13 protein-coding genes are annotated in these 17899 nt (G+C 46.2%); 9 read left to right on the top strand and 4 right to left on the bottom strand.

The window, feature by feature from the left end; all coding sequences use genetic code 11:
- Positions 1-158: 158 nt before the first annotated feature.
- The 5 genes from hflX (at position 159) to NC994_RS12850 (ending at position 5831) form a co-directional block, all read left to right on the top strand.
- Entirely contained in the window at positions 159-1859 is a 1701-nt protein-coding gene (hflX, locus tag NC994_RS12870; protein ID WP_190414814.1) for a GTPase HflX, read from the top strand.
- Positions 1860-2059: 200 nt separating this feature from the next.
- A complete protein-coding gene (locus tag NC994_RS12865) occupies positions 2060-2458 on the top strand; it encodes a hypothetical protein (RefSeq protein ID WP_242030578.1) in 399 nt (132 codons plus the stop codon).
- A 188-nt stretch (positions 2459-2646) separates the two neighbouring features.
- The gene (locus tag NC994_RS12860) at positions 2647-3192 is read left to right on the top strand and encodes an NUDIX hydrolase (protein WP_190433545.1); all 546 of its coding nucleotides are present in this window, start codon (positions 2647-2649) and stop codon (positions 3190-3192) included.
- A gap of 229 nt (positions 3193-3421) precedes the next feature.
- Positions 3422-4204: a DUF72 domain-containing protein gene (locus NC994_RS12855; RefSeq protein WP_190433543.1), complete on the top strand. Its 783-nt coding sequence runs from the start codon at positions 3422-3424 to the stop codon at positions 4202-4204.
- 220 nt (positions 4205-4424) lie between these two features.
- Positions 4425-5831, top strand: coding sequence for an NC domain-containing protein (locus NC994_RS12850; RefSeq protein ID WP_199299513.1), 1407 nt, complete (start codon positions 4425-4427; stop codon positions 5829-5831).
- A 531-nt stretch (positions 5832-6362) separates the two neighbouring features.
- Here NC994_RS12850 and rppA read toward each other — a convergent pair.
- Positions 6363-7070, bottom strand: a complete 708-nt coding sequence (rppA, locus tag NC994_RS12845) for a two-component system response regulator RppA (RefSeq protein WP_190425964.1) — start codon at positions 7068-7070, stop codon at positions 6363-6365.
- An 86-nt stretch (positions 7071-7156) separates the two neighbouring features.
- Between rppA and hisG the strand changes: the two genes are divergently transcribed.
- From hisG to NC994_RS12830, 3 genes are read left to right on the top strand one after another with little or no spacing between them, the layout of a single operon-like run.
- A complete protein-coding gene (hisG, locus tag NC994_RS12840) occupies positions 7157-7801 on the top strand; it encodes an ATP phosphoribosyltransferase (RefSeq protein ID WP_190414808.1) in 645 nt (214 codons plus the stop codon).
- A gap of 14 nt (positions 7802-7815) precedes the next feature.
- Positions 7816-8049: a hypothetical protein gene (locus NC994_RS12835; RefSeq protein ID WP_190414807.1), complete on the top strand. Its 234-nt coding sequence runs from the start codon at positions 7816-7818 to the stop codon at positions 8047-8049.
- Positions 8050-8076: 27 nt separating this feature from the next.
- The gene (locus NC994_RS12830) at positions 8077-9951 is read left to right on the top strand and encodes an ABC transporter ATP-binding protein (protein ID WP_190425955.1); all 1875 of its coding nucleotides are present in this window, start codon (positions 8077-8079) and stop codon (positions 9949-9951) included.
- A gap of 196 nt (positions 9952-10147) precedes the next feature.
- Here NC994_RS12830 and NC994_RS12825 read toward each other — a convergent pair whose 3' ends face one another.
- Entirely contained in the window at positions 10148-12544 is a 2397-nt protein-coding gene (locus tag NC994_RS12825; RefSeq protein ID WP_190433541.1) for a PhoX family phosphatase, read from the bottom strand.
- Positions 12545-13100: 556 nt separating this feature from the next.
- Here NC994_RS12825 and NC994_RS12820 point away from each other — a divergent pair.
- Entirely contained in the window at positions 13101-13940 is an 840-nt protein-coding gene (locus tag NC994_RS12820) for a hypothetical protein (RefSeq protein WP_190433539.1), read from the top strand.
- A gap of 362 nt (positions 13941-14302) precedes the next feature.
- Here the strand turns inward: NC994_RS12820 and NC994_RS12815 are convergent, their stop codons facing one another.
- Both NC994_RS12815 and NC994_RS12810 read right to left on the bottom strand, forming a co-directional pair.
- Positions 14303-14779: a hypothetical protein gene (locus tag NC994_RS12815; protein ID WP_190433538.1), complete on the bottom strand. Its 477-nt coding sequence runs from the start codon at positions 14777-14779 to the stop codon at positions 14303-14305.
- Between the two features lie 212 nt (positions 14780-14991).
- Positions 14992-17787 carry a PAS domain S-box protein gene (locus NC994_RS12810; protein WP_190433536.1) on the bottom strand — a complete coding sequence of 932 codons (2796 nt, stop codon included), beginning with the start codon at positions 17785-17787 and terminating at the stop codon, positions 14992-14994.
- Positions 17788-17899 lie beyond the last annotated feature (112 nt).

Genomic DNA, 17899 nt, shown 5'->3' with positions numbered 1-17899 from the left:
TTGTCGTAGACGCTGTAAATCACTTGTCCGCCCATCTCCCATTTTTGCCAATCGCCGCTTCTTAACCTCTACTTAGTCCAAAAGGGAGATTAAGTCAAAAAGGAAGATTAGTAAATATTGAAGCAAAGGATTCAATACGCTAGTTTTTAGGGCGTCTTATGCAAACTATTTACGGAAATCTTCAAGGATTACAATCGAGCCATATCAAGCAACTACAGCGGCTTTACGAACAGCGCCAACCAAGCGATCGCCTGACGACTCCGGAATTCGCTCAAGCACTAGCCGAAATTAGTACGTCCATTCATCACCCTGTATGCTGTTACATCAATCGACGCGGACACCCAATCCGAATCGCCGTCGGGACTCCCAGCCAAACGCAAATTCCGCCCCAAGAGTTGCCCCGGCATAAGGGCGAACACTTGAGTGGAATTCGCTGTCTTGCCACTCAACTCAAATCCGATCCACCAGATACAGCGGCACTCAGGGCAATGGCACAGCAGCGCCTAGACGCCTTAGCAGTGTTAGTTCCAAAGGGCGATGGAGCGCGACGAAATGGTGAAGCCGCAGGCGATGTCAAGGAAGCTTATCTTGCTCACCTGGTTCCCGAAGCAGAAAAGCCCTGGGTTATTTCTCGTCCCCTTAGCTTAGATGACCTGACAGAGCAAGGCTTTGACGACTTAGTAGATGAATGGGAGAGTGAGTTCTCCGAGTCAGGCTTTGAAACATCGCAATTCCACGAGAATAACTCAAAAGGCGATCGCGTTCTGCTGGTTGGGTTGATGACAGAAGACGTCTCTCCCCAGCGGTTTCAAGATGGTCTGGAGGAACTCGTTCGCTTGGTTGAAAGTGCCGGAGGACAGGTATTAGAGACAATGCAACAAAAGCGATCGCGTCCTCATCCTCAAACGGTCGTCGGTCATGGAAAAGTTGAAGAAATTGCCCAACGCGCTCATCAACTGGGAGCCAATATCATTGTCTTTGATCGAGATATCTCTCCCTCTCAAGCTCGTAACCTAGAAACCGAGATCGGTATCCCTGTCGTAGACCGGACTGAAGTAATTCTCGATATCTTCGCTCAACGCGCTCAATCCCAAGCGGGTAAATTGCAAGTGGAATTGGCGCAACTGGAATATATGCTGCCTCGACTGAGGGGTCGGGGTCGGGAAATGTCCAGACTAGGAGCCGGGATTGGTACGAGAGGACCGGGTGAAACCAAGCTAGAAACAGAGCGGCGAACCATTCAGCGCCGAATTGCCCAACTCCAGCAGGAAGTCAACCAATTACAAGCGCATCGCTCCCGGATTAGACAACAACGGCAAGAGCAAGAAATTCCCTCGATTGCTGTGGTTGGTTATACCAACGCTGGGAAGTCCACCCTGCTGAACGTGTTAACCCACGCCGAAGTTTATACGGCAGATCAACTATTTGCCACCCTCGACCCCACAACTCGAAAGCTAGTCATTACAAACCCCGAAACCCAAGAGCGGCGGACGATTCTTCTGACAGACACGGTCGGGTTTATTCACGAACTCCCGCCACCGCTCATGGATGCCTTCCGAGCCACTCTGGAGGAAGTCACGGAGGCGAATGCCATGCTTCATGTCGTCGATCTATCCCATCCCGCTTGGGAAAGCCACATCCAGTCGGTCATGGAAGTGCTTGGAGAAATGCCTGCCCTTCCAGGTAAAGCTTTGATTGCCTTTAACAAGGTCGATCAAGTAGATAGCGAAACGCTAGCCTTCGCTCAACAACAGTATCCCGAAGCTGTGTTTATTTCAGCTACTCAACGCTTAGGTTTAGAGACCCTACGCCAGCGGATGGTGCAACTGGTTGATGAAGCAGTTTCACAACCGCACTAATAAAAATGTGACAAGAAGCCAGTAATTACGGTGTCTATTTTTGGCAATGTCCCCCGCTTAAAAAGGGGTTATAAGCATTTTCCCCCTTTTTAAGGGGGATTCGGGGTTCCCTCTGGGGAGAGGGGGATCGAGTGTATAGGACACCCAGTTAAGTCAAGAATCAGCAAGCTAAGCAAACAAGAATTCACACACTATTTGCAATGATGAACAATCCAATAACGTGGAAGTACGTATTTCAAACCAAAGCTATCATTAACTGGATCGAATCTGTAGCTTTGTTGTTATCTGACCAATGGATTCGCCAAATGCTAGGTCAAGAACCGCTCACCAATCCTGAATATTTACATCTGTTTGGCGCATTGGTATTTACAATCGGGATTGGTTATTGGTGGGTTGGTAAAGATATCTCTCGAAATCACGATCTTATAAGATTTGGAATTTGCGCCCAAGTTTCTGTCTTTATCGTTTTGGCTTATCACACCTTAATCGGTGGTCTTCACCCATTTTATTTAGTTCCGGGTGTCATTGACCTTACCTTTGCGATTCTCTTTAGTTTATTTCTCTCCTCTTATGAGCGGATTAAACCAGCTTTAGAGTAATTAGAGTCGAGTATATGCAACTTAGAACCCACCCCTACCCGTTCACGGGGAGGGAGAAATCTTACCTTCCTATGTCAACGGGAAATTATAGCAATCATAAATGATTCCTGAACGCAAGATACCCGACTTCTCCAAGAAGTCTGGTATCTGATCTCGCATCTGACAACTCAAATAGGAGAGAACGCAACATGACCCAAAAACATGGCCCTTGGACAATCCAAGAAACGAATCGAAAGTACCAAAATTCATTTATAAATGTTCGTGAAGACCAAGTTCTCCAACCTGATGGACAACCGGGTACGTATGCTATCGTCACAATGAAATCTGGCGTTGCTATTTTGCCAATCGATAGCGATCGCGTAGTCTATCTTACCCGGCAATTTCGTTATGCGCTTGGCAAAGAAAGCATTGAAGTTGTCGCTGGTGCTATTGAGGAGGATGAACCGCACCTGGAATCTGCACAACGAGAAATTGAAGAGGAACTGGGAATTAAAGCTTCGGAATGGCTCGATTTAGGAGTTTTTGACTTAGATACATCAATTGTCTGCTGTCCGGTGCGTCTATTTCTAGCAAAGCAATTAACATTCACCCAATCCCATCAAGAAGGAACGGAAACGATAGAAACAGTTCGGATTCCCTTAAGTGAAGCGGTGCAAATGGTCATGGATAGCGTAATCACACACGCGCCAAGCTGTGTGCTGATTCTGAAAGCGAATAAGGTACTTGGCGAATAATAGGCGATCGCGCTGACACTGGCTAAACATATCACCAAAAACTTTGGAACTTATGAATAAGTCTCACGGTTGGGACGTACTCAAACTCAGCTAATGGCAAATGTGGCTGGCAAATGTGACTCGCAATAGTAGCTATGACTTTGGTTGCGGCTTCCTTTTCAAGCACTTTTAGTCACTTGGGCTTGGTGATTTGCAAGAGATAATGATTCAGTTCAAATGGAACAACTGAATGAGTGAAGAACAAGAGCAGGAATCTCAACCTTTTACGGCAGCTCCGCTGCTGCAAATCGGTACTAGCGGTTGGGTTTATAAGCACTGGATGGAAATCTTCTATCCAGCGCAGATGCCTGGAAATCAACAATTACCATTTTACGCACAGCACTTTCCGACTGTAGAAATCAACTTTTCTTTCTATCGTCTGCCAGAGCGGTCTGTATTTGAAACGTGGCGAGAACAAACACCTGAAGGGTTTCTTTTTGCTGTGAAAGGTAGCCGCTACCTTACCCACATGAAAAAGTTAAAAGATCCAGATGAACCGCTATCTCGCTTAATGGAACGGGCGGGTGGTTTGCAAGAGAAACTAGGTCCAATTTTGTTCCAATTTCCTCATACCTGGCCTCTGAATATCGAGCGGCTTCAGCCGTTTTTAGAATTACTTTCTTCCTATCCAGAACAACGTTATACATTTGAATTTCGGCACCAAAGTTGGCTGATTCCACAGGTGTACGAACTATTAGAACGTGCGGGTGCAGCCCTTTGTCTACCAGTCAGTCCCACGGTTCCGCTAGACATTCGTTTGACTGCGCCCTGGACTTATATCCGTATGCACAGCGGACAATGGGGCGTTGGTTACAGCGATGAAGAATTGTCTACTTGGGCTTCTCATATCCGCTCATTTCTTCAAAAAAAGATTGACGTGTACGTGTATTTCAACAACGACCCAGATGGTCATGCTATCCACGATGCTGAACGCCTGAAAGCATTACTGTCCATGAATTGTTCAACGTTTTAGTGATGAGGAAAAGCAAATAATACCTGGCGATTTGAAATCGCGGCTACACAAACAAAGTCCGCCTGCGCGGACTATTGAACTCTGCTTCTGTCAGGTTTAGCGTGTAAGGACGCGATCGCTCGTTTTCTGTGATGCAGGGAAATTGTTAGCGCTAGCTGCGGCGTGGGAATACTGAGAAAGGATGCGATCGCGCTGCTTAAGTTTTAGCAACCAGGAGACAATGATGAATTTAACGGTTACAGCAACGTTTATGCTGACTGATTGGATCGCCAAAAGCTTAGCAGATGGAAGCGCTGTGCGTATGGGGGGTGTAATTCGGGATGTAGCGACAGGGCAAATACTTGCTTTCTTGAAGGAGTCTGGCTCAAATCCTTCCCAAGCGCTAACGCCAACAGGTTCTTCTCCCAATTTACTCAACCTTATTTTTTCAGGGGGAAATCTAGCTGGTTCAGTTGCTAATGCAGCAGTGACAGGGAAAGGATTAGGTGTTGTTAACCAGTGTCTGGGTGGACTTGTACAAGCCAGTTTCGGTAATCTCGCTGTTTCAGGGGCAACTTTGATTGCTTCAGTAGCTAACGCCGCTGTTACAGGGAAAGGATTAGCTGATGTGAACCAGCGGCTAGGTGGAATTGAGCAGCAAGTAGGAAATATTCAGCAGGGTTTACAACAAGCTCAAGGAATTTTGCAAGTGGCTTCTGCTGCTAGCGTACTGAATCTAGGTATTGCGGTGATGGGATTTGCTGTATTAAACCAGCGTCTCAACGAACTGGAACAACGCCTAAAACAGAGTGAGAAACTGTTAAACAAAATTAACCGCAAAATTGACATTGGATATTATGCTAACTTCAAAGCTGCTATTGGTCTGGCAATGAATGCCTTTACGATGACCAAAGCGGAAAATAGAGAACGGATGGCGATTGAAGCTATAAATCGCTTTCTAGAAGCTGAACATATTTACACTGACTACACAGACAAAGAACTGGAACTAGGTAGCCAAATCGCTGATGAATATCTTTTGACATTATCTCTAGCTTATATTGCTGAAGCGCGTTGCCATCTTGAGTTAGGAGAACCCGAAACAGCACTAAGTCGCTTCCAAGAAGGTGCGAAAGTTGTCCGTTCTCGTATTCATAAATATGTTGAACTTCTACTTACTTCTAACCCAGCCGCCTATTTACAGCCTCAGTTTAAAGGTCAGATAGATTTGCGGCGGCTAACCCGAATTTACCAGTGGATAGATCCCGCTTTGGATGAAAATGCTGTTTTTGAGCTTCAACGTGAGAATTTGCTCAAGATGGCGCAAGACCCTAATAAATGGGCTGAATCTTTACCAGCGGCAATTCTAAGTCGCGTTGAGGTTGCAGGAGGTTGGTTTGGGCCAAATGCAGGAGATTTAAAGCGGGAGGCTGATAAACGGCTCCTCGAAGTGCTGGAAGTCATGGAATCTATGGTGGAAACCAATCGCCGTTTTGAAGCGTATCAGACAGAAATACAAGCGATCGCACAATTGGGAATTACCTTCCATGACTGGCTGAAATTAACTCCCTCCATAGACTCTAAACCCGACGGTGCAGAATTAATGTACATCATTCCATCCCAGCCGTTAGAGTTGCAATTCTCTGTTTAAAGTGGTTTCTCTTCCAGAAAAGAATAGCCAGCAAATATCGCCTGACAATCTCTTCCCAAGCACAGGCGATATGCTGAGCATTAAAATTTAAAAGTAAAAAAAGCTAATCCGTGATTATTGCGCGTAACCAATAAGAAGATAAATGTCAAGATAGCACCAGAAAAAATAGCCCATAAAACATATCGATTTTTTCGATTCAACCAACTAAAGAAGAATACTAAAAGGAGAAAAAGAATAGTAGTAGCAATTCTTTGTAAGTTTCTTAAATCCCAAGCTATCAAGGGGTCTTCCAAATCTCCAAGCATCATATAAAATAGCTCCTTGTAATTTAGGCTTATTCTAAGCAATATCAATAGACAGCTCAACAGCTAAACACATAGTTTTGTGTAGACGATACCAAGCGATCGCTACTGTTAGGAAAGCGAATATAGACAATGGTGTTGAAATACTACTAATGATAGTTGACAAATATCAAAAGATTGCCTTTTGAATATCGCCACTGAAAGTTAGAAAGCAAGTCAGAAAGCCGCCTTAGCCGCCATCTCCAAAGCGATAGCCTTTGCCATAGACAGTGTGAATCAAAGTTGTCTCTCCAGATGCCTCAATTTTGCGCCGCAAAAGGCGAATCAAAGCGGCTAAAACGTTACTGCTGGGTTGTTCGTCTGGGTTCCACAAATGTTGATGAATTTGGGCGTGAGTGAGCAACTGCCCCGCGTGACGCATAAAATATTCCAGCAGATGAGTTTCTTTCTCCGATAACTCAATGGTGCGTCCGTGACGATAGGCTAGCTGGTTTTCACAATCTAGTTCTAAATCTCCAATCTGAAGTAAGTGAGGATGGTAGTGCGCTTCTATCGTCGCGCTAGCAGGCGCATCAGTCGCGGAACGACGCAGCAAGGCGCGGACTCGTGCGAGTAACTCTCGCAATTCAAACGGCTTCACTAGGTAGTCATCCGCACCGGCGTCCAAACCCAGCACGCGGTCGTCTAGGGTATCTTTGGCAGTGAGAAAGAGAACGGGTGTAGCATCTTTGCGCGATCGCATCTGCTGACAAATTTCCAACCCGCTGATCTGCGGCAGCATCCAATCCAAAATCAGCAAGTCATAGCCTCCTTGCAGCGCCATCTGGTTGCCAGACGCCCCATCATAAGCCAACTCAACGCTGTAGCCTTCACGACTTAGCACGCGACTCAGCGGTTCAGTCAGCTCAACTTCATCATCCACCAAGAGAATTCGCATCACAAAAGTTATGAATTATGAGGTATGAGTTATGAGTTACCTTTTAACATCCAAAACTCAACACTCAACACTCAGAACTCTATTCTATGCTTACCGTTGCATTGCCCAAAGGCGCACTCTTATCTGATAGCATTCGTCTACTGCAAAGTGTCGGACTCGACTTTAGCGCCTTCAAAGATTCTGGCAACCGCCAACTGCAAATACAAGACCCCACCGGCACCGCCCAAGCCCTACTGGTAAGGGCGCAAGATGTCCCAGTTTATGTGGAATATGGGCAAGCACATTTAGGGATAGTCGGTTACGATGTTCTGCGGGAGAAAAACCCCCAGGTTGCTCATCTAGCTGACCTCCGATTTGGTTCTTGTCGGCTGTCAGTGGCGGTAAAGTCTTCTAGCCTTTATCGGTCAGTCTTACAACTGCCGCCCCACGGTCGAGTCGCGTCTAAGTTTGTTCACTGTGCCTACGAATACTTTGAAAGCTTAGATTTACCCGTAGAAATTGTGCCTTTGTCTGGTTCCGTAGAACTAGGGCCGATTACCGGGATGTCCGAGGCGATTGTGGATTTAGTTTCCACAGGTCGCACCCTGAGCGAAAATGGCTTGATCGAGATTGATACACTATTTGAAAGTACAGCGCGGTTAATTGCCCACCCTCGGAGTTATCGCCTGAATACGGGCGATATCCATCAATGGGTCGAAGATATCAGAAGCGCTGTTCTAATTAATTGCTAGCGCAAGGCGATCAAATGGACGAAACAATTAGGATTTGCTCGGTTGATAAAAATGCTTGGAGTTCAGTTGTGCAAGGTTTTGACCCGAATATTCTCCAAGACGTGCTAGAAGTCTATGGCGCTGATGGCGAGAAAGTCGGAACTCTGTGCGAATCGGTAGATGGCAAATCCTACATCAACGGGCAACCTGAAACGGCTTACCTATCTCTACAGGCAGCTGCTACAGCACTGGTAAAAGGGGAACAATGAAATAAGTAGAAAGAAGATAGTGGCAGCATGACTCAATCCCCGCCTCTGACGGAAACTAGAGAGCGATCGCGCGTTCGTGAAAGCGACTGGCGACTCTTCCTGCGCTTAGTCCCCTACGCGCGGAAAAGCAGTCGTCTGCTGATAATTTCCATCCTGTTGTTGGTGCCGCTGTCAGTCGCCGGGGCAATTCAACCGATCATCGTGGGGCAAGCAATTTCGCTGATTCGCGGGGAAGAAGTCTGGTCTTTTCTTCAAGGTAAAGGCTTGTTGGAAGGAATCAATCTTCTCGCCGTTTTACTGCTGCTAACGATGATCGTTCGCATGGTGTTCACCGCCGCCCAAGGTTACACCGTGCAGAAGGTGGGGCAGCAAATTACCGCCGAGATTCGCACTGACTTATTTCATCACGTCACGTCCTTAGCGGTGCGATTTTTTGACCGCACCCCTGTAGGACGATTGATTACCCGCCTCACCAGCGATGTCGAAGCACTGGGGGATGTCTTTTCCACAGGTGCCATTGGCATTGTCAGCGATCTGGTGTCGATTTTAGCGATCGCTGTCACCATGTTTTTGCTGCAATGGCAGCTGGCATTGATGCTGACACTGATGTTGGTGCCAGTCACGGCTTTGATTATTTACTTCCAACAGCAGTATCGCAAAGCCAATTACAAAGCCAGAGAAGAACTGTCTGCACTCAACTCAACGCTGCAAGAAAACATCGTAGGGGTGAACGTCGTGCAGCTATTCCGGCGAGAGAAATTCAACTCAGAACTGTTTCGGGTGACGAATCAGCGGTACATCGAGGAAGTGGATAAAACCATTTTTCACGACTCAGCCGTATCAGCCACCTTGGAGTGGATTGCACTGGTAGCGATCGCGGGCGTACTCTGGTTAGGCGGACAAATGATTATGGGCAAAGCCCTCAGTTTTGGCACCCTCTCTGCCTTTATCCTGTATGCCCAGCGTCTCTTCGATCCCTTGCGACAATTTGCTGAAAAATTCACCTCCCTGCAATCTGGTTTCACCGCCGTCGAACGCATCACCGATATTCTCAACGAACCAATTGAAATCCGCGATCCTGAAGGGACACAAAAACAGCTTATAGACAGGGGAATTATCCCGTCTGTAGCAGAGGAACCCAGGAGAATTTCCCATTCCCCATCCCCAACCGCCAAAGGTGAAATTCGCTTTGAAAATGTCTCCTTTGCCTACAAAAATGATGAATACGTCCTCAAAGACCTAAACTTCACCATCCATCCCGGCGAAAAAGTCGCTCTCGTTGGCCCCACAGGTGCCGGTAAAAGTTCGATTATTCGCCTGCTGTGTCGCCTTTACGAAACCACCGAAGGTCGCATTTTCCTCGATGGTGTCAATGTCCGGGACTTACCCCAAAGAGAACTGCGGGAACACCTAGGCGTCATCCTTCAAGATGGCTTTCTGTTTGCCGGTGACGTGAAGAGCAACATTACTCTAGGAGATACTTACTCCTTTGAAGAAATTCGACAAGCCGCCGAAAAAACCAATGTTGCCAGTTTTATCGAACAACTGCCTCAAGGCTACGATACCCAACTTAGAGAACGAGGCACTAATATCTCCAGCGGACAAAAGCAACTCTTAGCATTTGCCCGTGCCGCTATCCGCAATCCCCGTATTTTAGTGCTAGATGAAGCAACAGCCAGTCTAGACGTAGGTACAGAAGCCTTAATTCAAGATGCCCTCGACAAATTGCTGGAGGGACGCACCGCCATTATCATCGCGCACCGTCTCTCAACCATCCGCAATGTAGACCGGATTTTGGTGCTGAAGCGAGGGCAACTGGTAGAGTCGGGCAGCCACGATCAATTGTTGCGCCAAGGCGGATTGTACGCCAGTTTGTATCAGTTGCAAATGTTAGGCGCTTAAGCAGGCAAAAGTAAAAAGGTAAAAGAAAGATTCTTGTCTCTTTCTTTTACCTTTTGCCTTTTTACTTAATTAAACGCGATGTGCGAATTTTTTAGCCCCCCTTTTTAAGGGGGGTTGGGGGATCGAGACACTTAGATAGCAACGGCAGATTCCTTAAAAAGGGGGGAATTACCTGAAAAGTTGCACACGGTATTAATTAAACAAACGTGCCATTTGACTGCTTGCGTTGAATGCCAATCACTGAAGGACGCGGTGGTCCTTGAGGATTTCCCTCAATATTGCTAGGCCAATTACTACCACGCGGAACCGTGCGTTGTTGGTTAAAGAGAGTGCCATTTAAGTCCAGCATCTCAATCGTTCGGCTCAGAGTTTGCTGAGGATTGAACGGGCAATCTTCACCAGGGTGCTGCACCGAAATAATCAGCGTATCCCCGATAAAAGTAGGCCCTGTCAACTCGCAACGTGGAGGACCGTAGGCAAAGGGGACGATTTCTCCAGCATCCGGGCCAGTGGTGGGAATGAAAAAGAGCCAGTTATTGCCAAAAACCCCAATCAGGTTAGAAGTTTGAACATTGAGATTAGAATCATCCACACTAGGAGAGTTAGAACCCACGACCCTGTGGTCTATCGCTAATGGCGTTGCGGCAGCACCAACATCGAAACCATTGTGAGCGCTAGTAGACATATCCGTGACGCCCCAAATATTTCCTTGGGGGTCAAATGCCAAGTTATCTACATTGGCAAAACCCGAACCCGGTTCTGCTCCCGCTTCCCCACCTTTAGCAAATCGCTGCCAGCGGAAAGTTGTACCCGTAGCATCTGAGCTGTTTTCCATAATCTTGAACAGCTCGCCCGAAGGCTGTCCAGCGGTGACAGCAGGGCTGTACTTAGAAACCACAAAGATTCGAGAATCGGGGTAGCCATCGCTTCCCGCCGCACCATCCGTGTAAGCAATAAATACATCCTTGGTGCGGGGATGAACTTCGATATCTTCGGGACGTGCGGTAGGCGTTCCGCCAACTAAGTTAGCAGCTAAGAAAGCATCCACGAGGACAGCCCCTTGGCTAGTGTAGAAGTTGGACAGCTTCTTGCCTTGATAACCTGGCAGAGCTGTGGCTTCATTGGTGGTATCTAGGTTGAATGCACCGCCATCTGTAGTTTGACCTGCAATACCGTTCCGTCTGGGTAATTTAATCAAACCATTCCGGCTCGCTTTGCCCAAAGCGGCAATTTCTTTTGAGCCAAGAACGGAGGGCGGAATCGGATTGGTAGTAGCATTCAAATCCAGGGGAATCCACGTTCCTGTCCCGTCAGGATTGTAACGGGCGACGTACAGCGTCCCCTCCTCAAATAATGCGCTGTTATTCTTGCTATTCGGGGCAGAAACAGTGCCTTTGCTAACAAATTTCCAGGTGTGTCCGCCGCGCCGGTCATCACCCATGTAGGCAACTAATTTTTTCCCAGCTTCCGCCCGCATGGCGATGTTTTCATGGCGATAACGACCTAATGCAGTGTGCTTGCGCGGGCGGAAATTTGGGTTACTGGGATCGATTTCCACCATCCAGCCGTATTTCTCGCCAACCAAGCCAAATTTTTCCCCACTGGTACCAGCGGTGTAGCTAGTCTGAGTACCATCAGATTTTACAGATTCTGTGACTCCTACAAAAAAGGCTGTGCTTGCCTGAAAGTTTTCTTCCGCTGAGAGGATGGTTCCCCAGGGAGTAGTGCCGCCAGAGCAGTTGTAGGCAGTGCCAATGATTTTGTTACCCAGCCCATCTACGCTGAGAGGAAATACTTGGGTGGCAGCGGGTCCCGTACTCAACAGGTAGTTTTGATCGCCTTTCTGGTAGCTCTTGGAACCCCAAGAAGTAATAGTTTTATACTGATCGGAACGCTGGCTGTTAATCCCTAAACCGGAAAGACCATGAATGCGTCGATTGTTGGGGTCTTTAACAATCGAATAGCGTCCGGCGCGATTTTGGCGTGCCATTCGCAGAACCGAACCGCCCATGTTGTACATGATTTCGCCCAACAGGAGAAGATCGGTTTTGTCAGCCGGTAAACTCTGCCCAACGACTAAGGGATAAGACTCAGGTAATCCTGCTAAATCCTCTGGGACTTCAGGGAGTGTAAAAGTAAACGGGTAGGAGACATACTCGTGATTTACCCAAAGGTAGCCGTCGTTAGGATTTCTGCCATCCAGGGGAACAAAGCCGGTGTAGTCGTTGTTGTAGCCAAAGTATTCTTCTGGGTTGGGATAAACGCGATCGCCCCAACGTACAATCACATAACGTTCGTACTCTGGGGGCACCACTACATCATCAACGATGTTGTAGGTGCTTAACCGAGTATCGGTAGAAGCATTAATTACGCTTCCTTGATAATTAATGGCTGTGGCGTAAAAACTTTTTTGCTCTTGATAAATCGGTAAAGGATGCGGCAATCGCACTGGGGTAAATTTCAGTGGTAGAACCGCTTGGGCAACGTTAGGATTGCTGCCAAAATGCTGTCTCCCCAAAGTAGGAGCTAGTACAGCAGTACCGGCACTCGCCCCAAAAAAAATTAGTAGCTGCCTCCGACTGAACTTAGACATTAAATTCCTCTCTTTTTGCGATCGCAATAATCAAAAATTTTGAGTCATTATTTGACAGGAATTTAGCCGAGCTAACCTCTATAAAGCTTAAACAGTCAACCAAAAATGCTGCGACAGCTAAGCCACAGCATTCATGTCAACGGCTAGTCAACGCAGCATTACCTCAAGCCATCGGCATAAGTATCTATACCTGTAGCATCCTGCCTGCTTTTTGTTCTCTTTAGTCGAATGGACGGCTCCCTCATACTCGACTTCCACCGCCAAATCTGAGTGTTTCTACGCACCCTCTGGAATACTACTGACGTAGAATTAAGCTTCTTTAATCTCTGGGTTAATAAAAGATTAATAAAATATAAATTTATCAAGAAGTTGTCAATAAGATTGTTAAGCCAAATTTTAGCAGGTCTTATTCCTCTATTAATGTTCGCTTAACCAAAAATGCTTTTAATAGAGATATTCAGTGAAAATACTTAAAAAGCTAAACTAAGCCTGCTTTTAAAAATTAGCAGAACTTTAAAAATGACCTTTTTGTCAAAAAAAATTAGGAGTTAACTTAATGATAAAAACAATTAGTCTTGCAGCACTGGCTATCAGTGTAAGTGTAGTTTTTCCATCTACAGTAAAGGCTGCTGTTCTGAATAAAGGATTTGAACAAGGGTTTCAGAGTTGGAAAGCCCTAGGCGATTATCGAATAGAAACTTCAGATTTTGGAATTAAGTCATTCCAAGGAAAAAACCAGGCTTTTCTCTCAACTGCATACCAAGAAACTTTTAGTCTCGACAATAATTCTAATCCGATTATTGGCGGTAATGCTGCTCCCGTCACTTTCATTTCTGGCTTTGCTGAAGAAGAAACTTTAGAAGGATTCTTGGGTTTCTCAACTTTCTTGGGCGATCAATCTTTATACGCTCTAGCGACCGCAGAGCCGATTGAGGGATCTGCCATTAAGCAAACTTTTAAAGGCAGTGCTGGGCAAAAGTTATCTTTTTCTTGGAACTTCCTCACGAATGAGGCTGTTGAGCAATCTGCGGTTGATGACTTTACCTATCCTGATTTTAATGACTTTGCTTTTGTAAGTCTTCAGTCAGATTCTGGTACTCAATTCTTTAATTTAGCGGATACGATTTCAAAATTCAGTAGCTCTTCAAGTGTCTTTAATAAAGAAACTGGATGGCAAACTTTTTCTTATATTCTTCCAGCCTCAGGGGAATATACTTTAGGGATTGGAGTTGTGGATGTTGGGGATGGAACACGGATTTCTGCCTTAGTGGTTGATGAGGCAGAGGCAGCAGTCGTTCCTGAAACTACTCCTACATTGGGTATACTTGTTTTTGGAACTTTAGCAGCAGTAACCAGGTTAAAGGGTAGAAAGAAAAATTCAGGTTTGTTGTCTTAAAAAAATTATTTTAGCGTTTTTTATACTTAGAGACGCAATGAATAATTTTCGGTTACTGCTGTAATTCTTAGATTCCCTCCAATGCTCATTAAGTGGGAGCAAAAAAGCAGCTTAGAGGATGTCTGAAAAGTCATAATCGAGACGCTGAAACAGTAGAGATCCCCCTAAATCCCCCTTCAAAAGGGGGACTTTGAAAAAATTCTCCCGCTTAAAAAGGGAGGCTAAGGGGATCGAAGCAACTTCTTACGTTTTCTTGCACTTTGGGAAGAGCAAGATTGAGAGATGCTGAAGTTTTGTCTTTAAACTTTAACTGAAATGTACTAGATGCGCGAATAATTGCGCCGTGTATATTTACCTGTAGATTAATCATCCCGAAAACCCGGATCGTCTTCGCGGCTGAAGGTGGATGTCGGTGGAATCGGAGGTGACGAGGAATTAGATGAATTATTATAAAAGCCTAGTAGCAATCCAGAATTATCAAAATATCGAATCCAACGATCAATTTTAGGTTCTGTCTGCCAATCAGAACGATACACTTTTGAAAATAGAAGCGGGGCTACTTGTCCTTTGACATCACCGAAAATTCTGATATAAATTTGTGTAACCTCCGGATTTTGTGCGAATCCCTGCTCAACAGAATTGCTAGCAATCGATTCTGCTTGCTCAAGCACGTCTTCAAAACTTTGATTAGTGTTCGGGCTAAAAATTAGATCGATTTGTTGGCGTTCCGGTTGTTGAGTTGTAAACTCCTGAATTTGAGAGAAAACAGGGGGAGCGATCGCGCTCAATCCTGTAAAAATTAAAAATGTGGCTGAAACGATGCCGCGATGGATACCCATTGCTGTTACTCGTTAAAATTTTATCGCTTTATTCCTTCTACTGAAAGTCCTTTTTGACACAGCTTATCTTTGCGATCGCACTTCAGCACTAACAGACTAACACTCGTAGAATTAATCAGCCACTAAGCGAAGGTTAATTCTCAGTAAAGACGAAAAATAGAAGCGGGTAGTTAGGTATAGTGAATTTAAGTAAAAATCTTCTCCAATGGAGCCTAACTGTGCTGCTGAATGGGAATTGCGATCGCAAACTCTGTACCTTGCCCCGGTTCGGAAAGATAATGCAATTGACCTCCGTGTTTTTTTACCACAATTTGATAGCTGATCGATAAACCTAACCCCGTGCCTTTGCCTACGGGTTTGGTTGTAAAAAAGGGATTGAATAGCTGTTTTTTCATGGCTTCCGTCATCCCTAGACCGTTATCGGCAATGCTAATTAATACCCGATCGGAGTTGACAACAGAGGTGCGAATGCAAATTTTAGGGATGTAGGACTTAGTATTTTCTTCCCCACGTTCCATTCTCTCTTCTAAGGCATCGATTGCATTCGTCAGTAGATTCATAAAGACCTGATTCAATTGTCCGGCATAGCATTCTACTTGCGGCAAGTCGCCGTATTCCTTCATTAGTTGAATGCCAGGATGGTCAGGTTTTGTCTTCAGGCGATTTTGTAGAATCAGGAGGCTGCTTTCAATCCCTTCATGAATATCAACCGCCTTCATTTCTGCTTCATCCAGACGGGAGAAGTTCCGTAGCGATAAGACAATCTGACGAATCCGCTCAGCACCTACTTTCATGGAAGTTAGCATCTTAGGAAGGTCTCCGATCAGGAAATCTAGATCGATAGCCGCCATTTCGTCTTGAATCTCAGGGACTGGATGGGAATAGTGCTGTTGGTAGAGCTTTAGTAGATTCAGGAGGTCTTTGGTGTATTCGTCTGTGTGAGCTAAGTTGCCATAGATAAAGTTGACGGGATTATTGATTTCATGGGCAATACCGGCAACCAACTGCCCTAAACTCGACATTTTTTCTGTCTGTACCAATTGAGCTTGGGTTTGTTGGAGTTCGGAGAGGGTTTGTTCGAGTTTGGCGGCTTGTTCTTGGAATTGTTTGGCAGTGGTGCGGGTGGCGGCGTAGAGTTCGGCTTGGTTAATCGCGATCGCAAGTTGGTCGGTTATAGCGTGCAGCAGTTCGACTTCCCAATCTCTCCAAGGTCTGGGTGCAGAACTCTGGCAACAGCTCAGGATACCAATGGTACCCGATCGAGTTTGAATGGGCAGCACCAAGATAGAGGCGAAGCCCATCGAACGCAGGAATCTACGCCACAGGCGATCGCTAGCGTATGCCACGCTTCGCGGCTCCTGGCTTGGCTGAGCTGCGCTTCGCGGCTTCTGGCTCAGTTTCTCGATATCATCTATCCGCAGCATTTCCAGGTTCAAAAGTTTTTGCCCCATCGATCCGACAGCAGCAATCGGGTAATAACCTCTGAGATCGGAAAGCTCCGAATTGCGAGCTTCCTTGACAATTGCCCAACCGGGTTCCTCTCTGTCAGGGTAATACCAGGCAAAATGACACCGCTCAATCTGCAACAAATTGCGGATCTCTTGCACGGTTGTTTCCAAAACTTTGTCTAAGTTAAGACTGTTACGGATTTGGCTAGCGAGACGGTTGAGCAAGTTTTCCCGCCTTGCTTGTTCTCTCAGCCGCGCCTCACTTTCGCGCAGTGCTTCTTCCGCCTGTCGGCGATCGGTGATATCCGTAATCATCGCAAAGGCTCCAGCATAATTCCCTGCTGAGTCGAAGATGGGAGAGGTCGAAACAATTGCCCATCGAAACGAGCCATCTTTGCGACATAATTTAAAATCAATCTTGGCCTCGATACCTTGGCGGCGAAGCTCGACTTGGCGAGCCGCGATCGCTTTCCCTTCATCATCCATGAAATCAAATAGCGGCTTCCCCTGCATCTCCTCAATGCTGTAGCCAAGCATTTCTGCCAGTGTGCGATTGACAAAAATCGTCTTGCTTTCAGCGTCGATCACCCAAATTCCTTCTAAGGCAGTCTCAATAAAGTGACGATAATGCTCTTCGGATTCTCGTAGCGCCTCCTCAGCAGCTTTACGCTCGGTGATATCCCGCGAGACGCCGACTAGACCTATGACATTTCCAGAAGCATCACGCAAAACGCTTTTTGTAGAGAGATAAGTTTTGGTAACGCCCTTGATAATGAGAACTTCCTCAACTATCTCAGGTTCACCTGATTCCATAATCCGGCAGTCAGTTTCGGTTATCTGACAGGCAATCTCAGGTGGCAACAACTCGGCATTATTCTTACCGATAATTTCCTCTACCTGCCGATTGAAAATCGTGCCAACACCTGAATTCGCCATCACCACCCGGCATTGTAGATCTTTGACAAAGATGGCATCGGGTGTTCCTTCAATAACTGCCTGCAAGAGGCTATAGCTCTGTTCGAGCGCCACCTCGGTACGCTGGCGCTCTAGCATCTCTTCCTGCAATTGCTCGTTGGCTTTCCTAAGTTCAGCCGTCCGCTCTTCGACCCTGATTTCTAGCTCAGCCTTTGCCTTTTTTAGGGCTTGCTCTGCCTGGTGACGCTCGGTAATGTCAATCCCCGTACCGATGATGTACTTGACCCCACCAGAGGAGTCGAGCAGCGCCGTATTCGACCAAGCAATCAAACGGCGATCGCGATCGCGCGTTAACCAATAGTTGTCATACTGGTTTGGAAACTGACCCGCTTGAAGATTTTTGAAGACCGCTTTGACAGATTCCACTTCTTCTGGCAGCAGAAATAAATCCCAGAATGGTCTGCCTTTGACTTCCTCCGCCGAGTAAGCAGTGGTTTGCTGGCAAGCTTGATTAAAAACGACAATTCGCCCCTGGGTATCGAGAACCACTACCAAAGTTGCTGCTGTATCTAGAACAGCGGCGACGAAGTTGCGCTCGTCCGGCAACACTTCCTCGGCGTTGAAGGTTACACGACTTTCTGACATATTTTTTGAGATGCTTATTCAGAATTTGTTGATTCTACATGATGGTGCTATTGGTTCAGATTCTTCAGCTACAAAAATTTGGATTAAAACTGTTTAACCAAGACTTGTGTTT

Source organism: Trichocoleus sp. AS-A1, from assembly GCF_039962015.1.
Classification (GTDB): domain Bacteria; phylum Cyanobacteriota; class Cyanobacteriia; order Cyanobacteriales; family FACHB-T130; genus FACHB-T130.
This window is presented reverse-complemented; position numbering and strand designations above follow the sequence as displayed.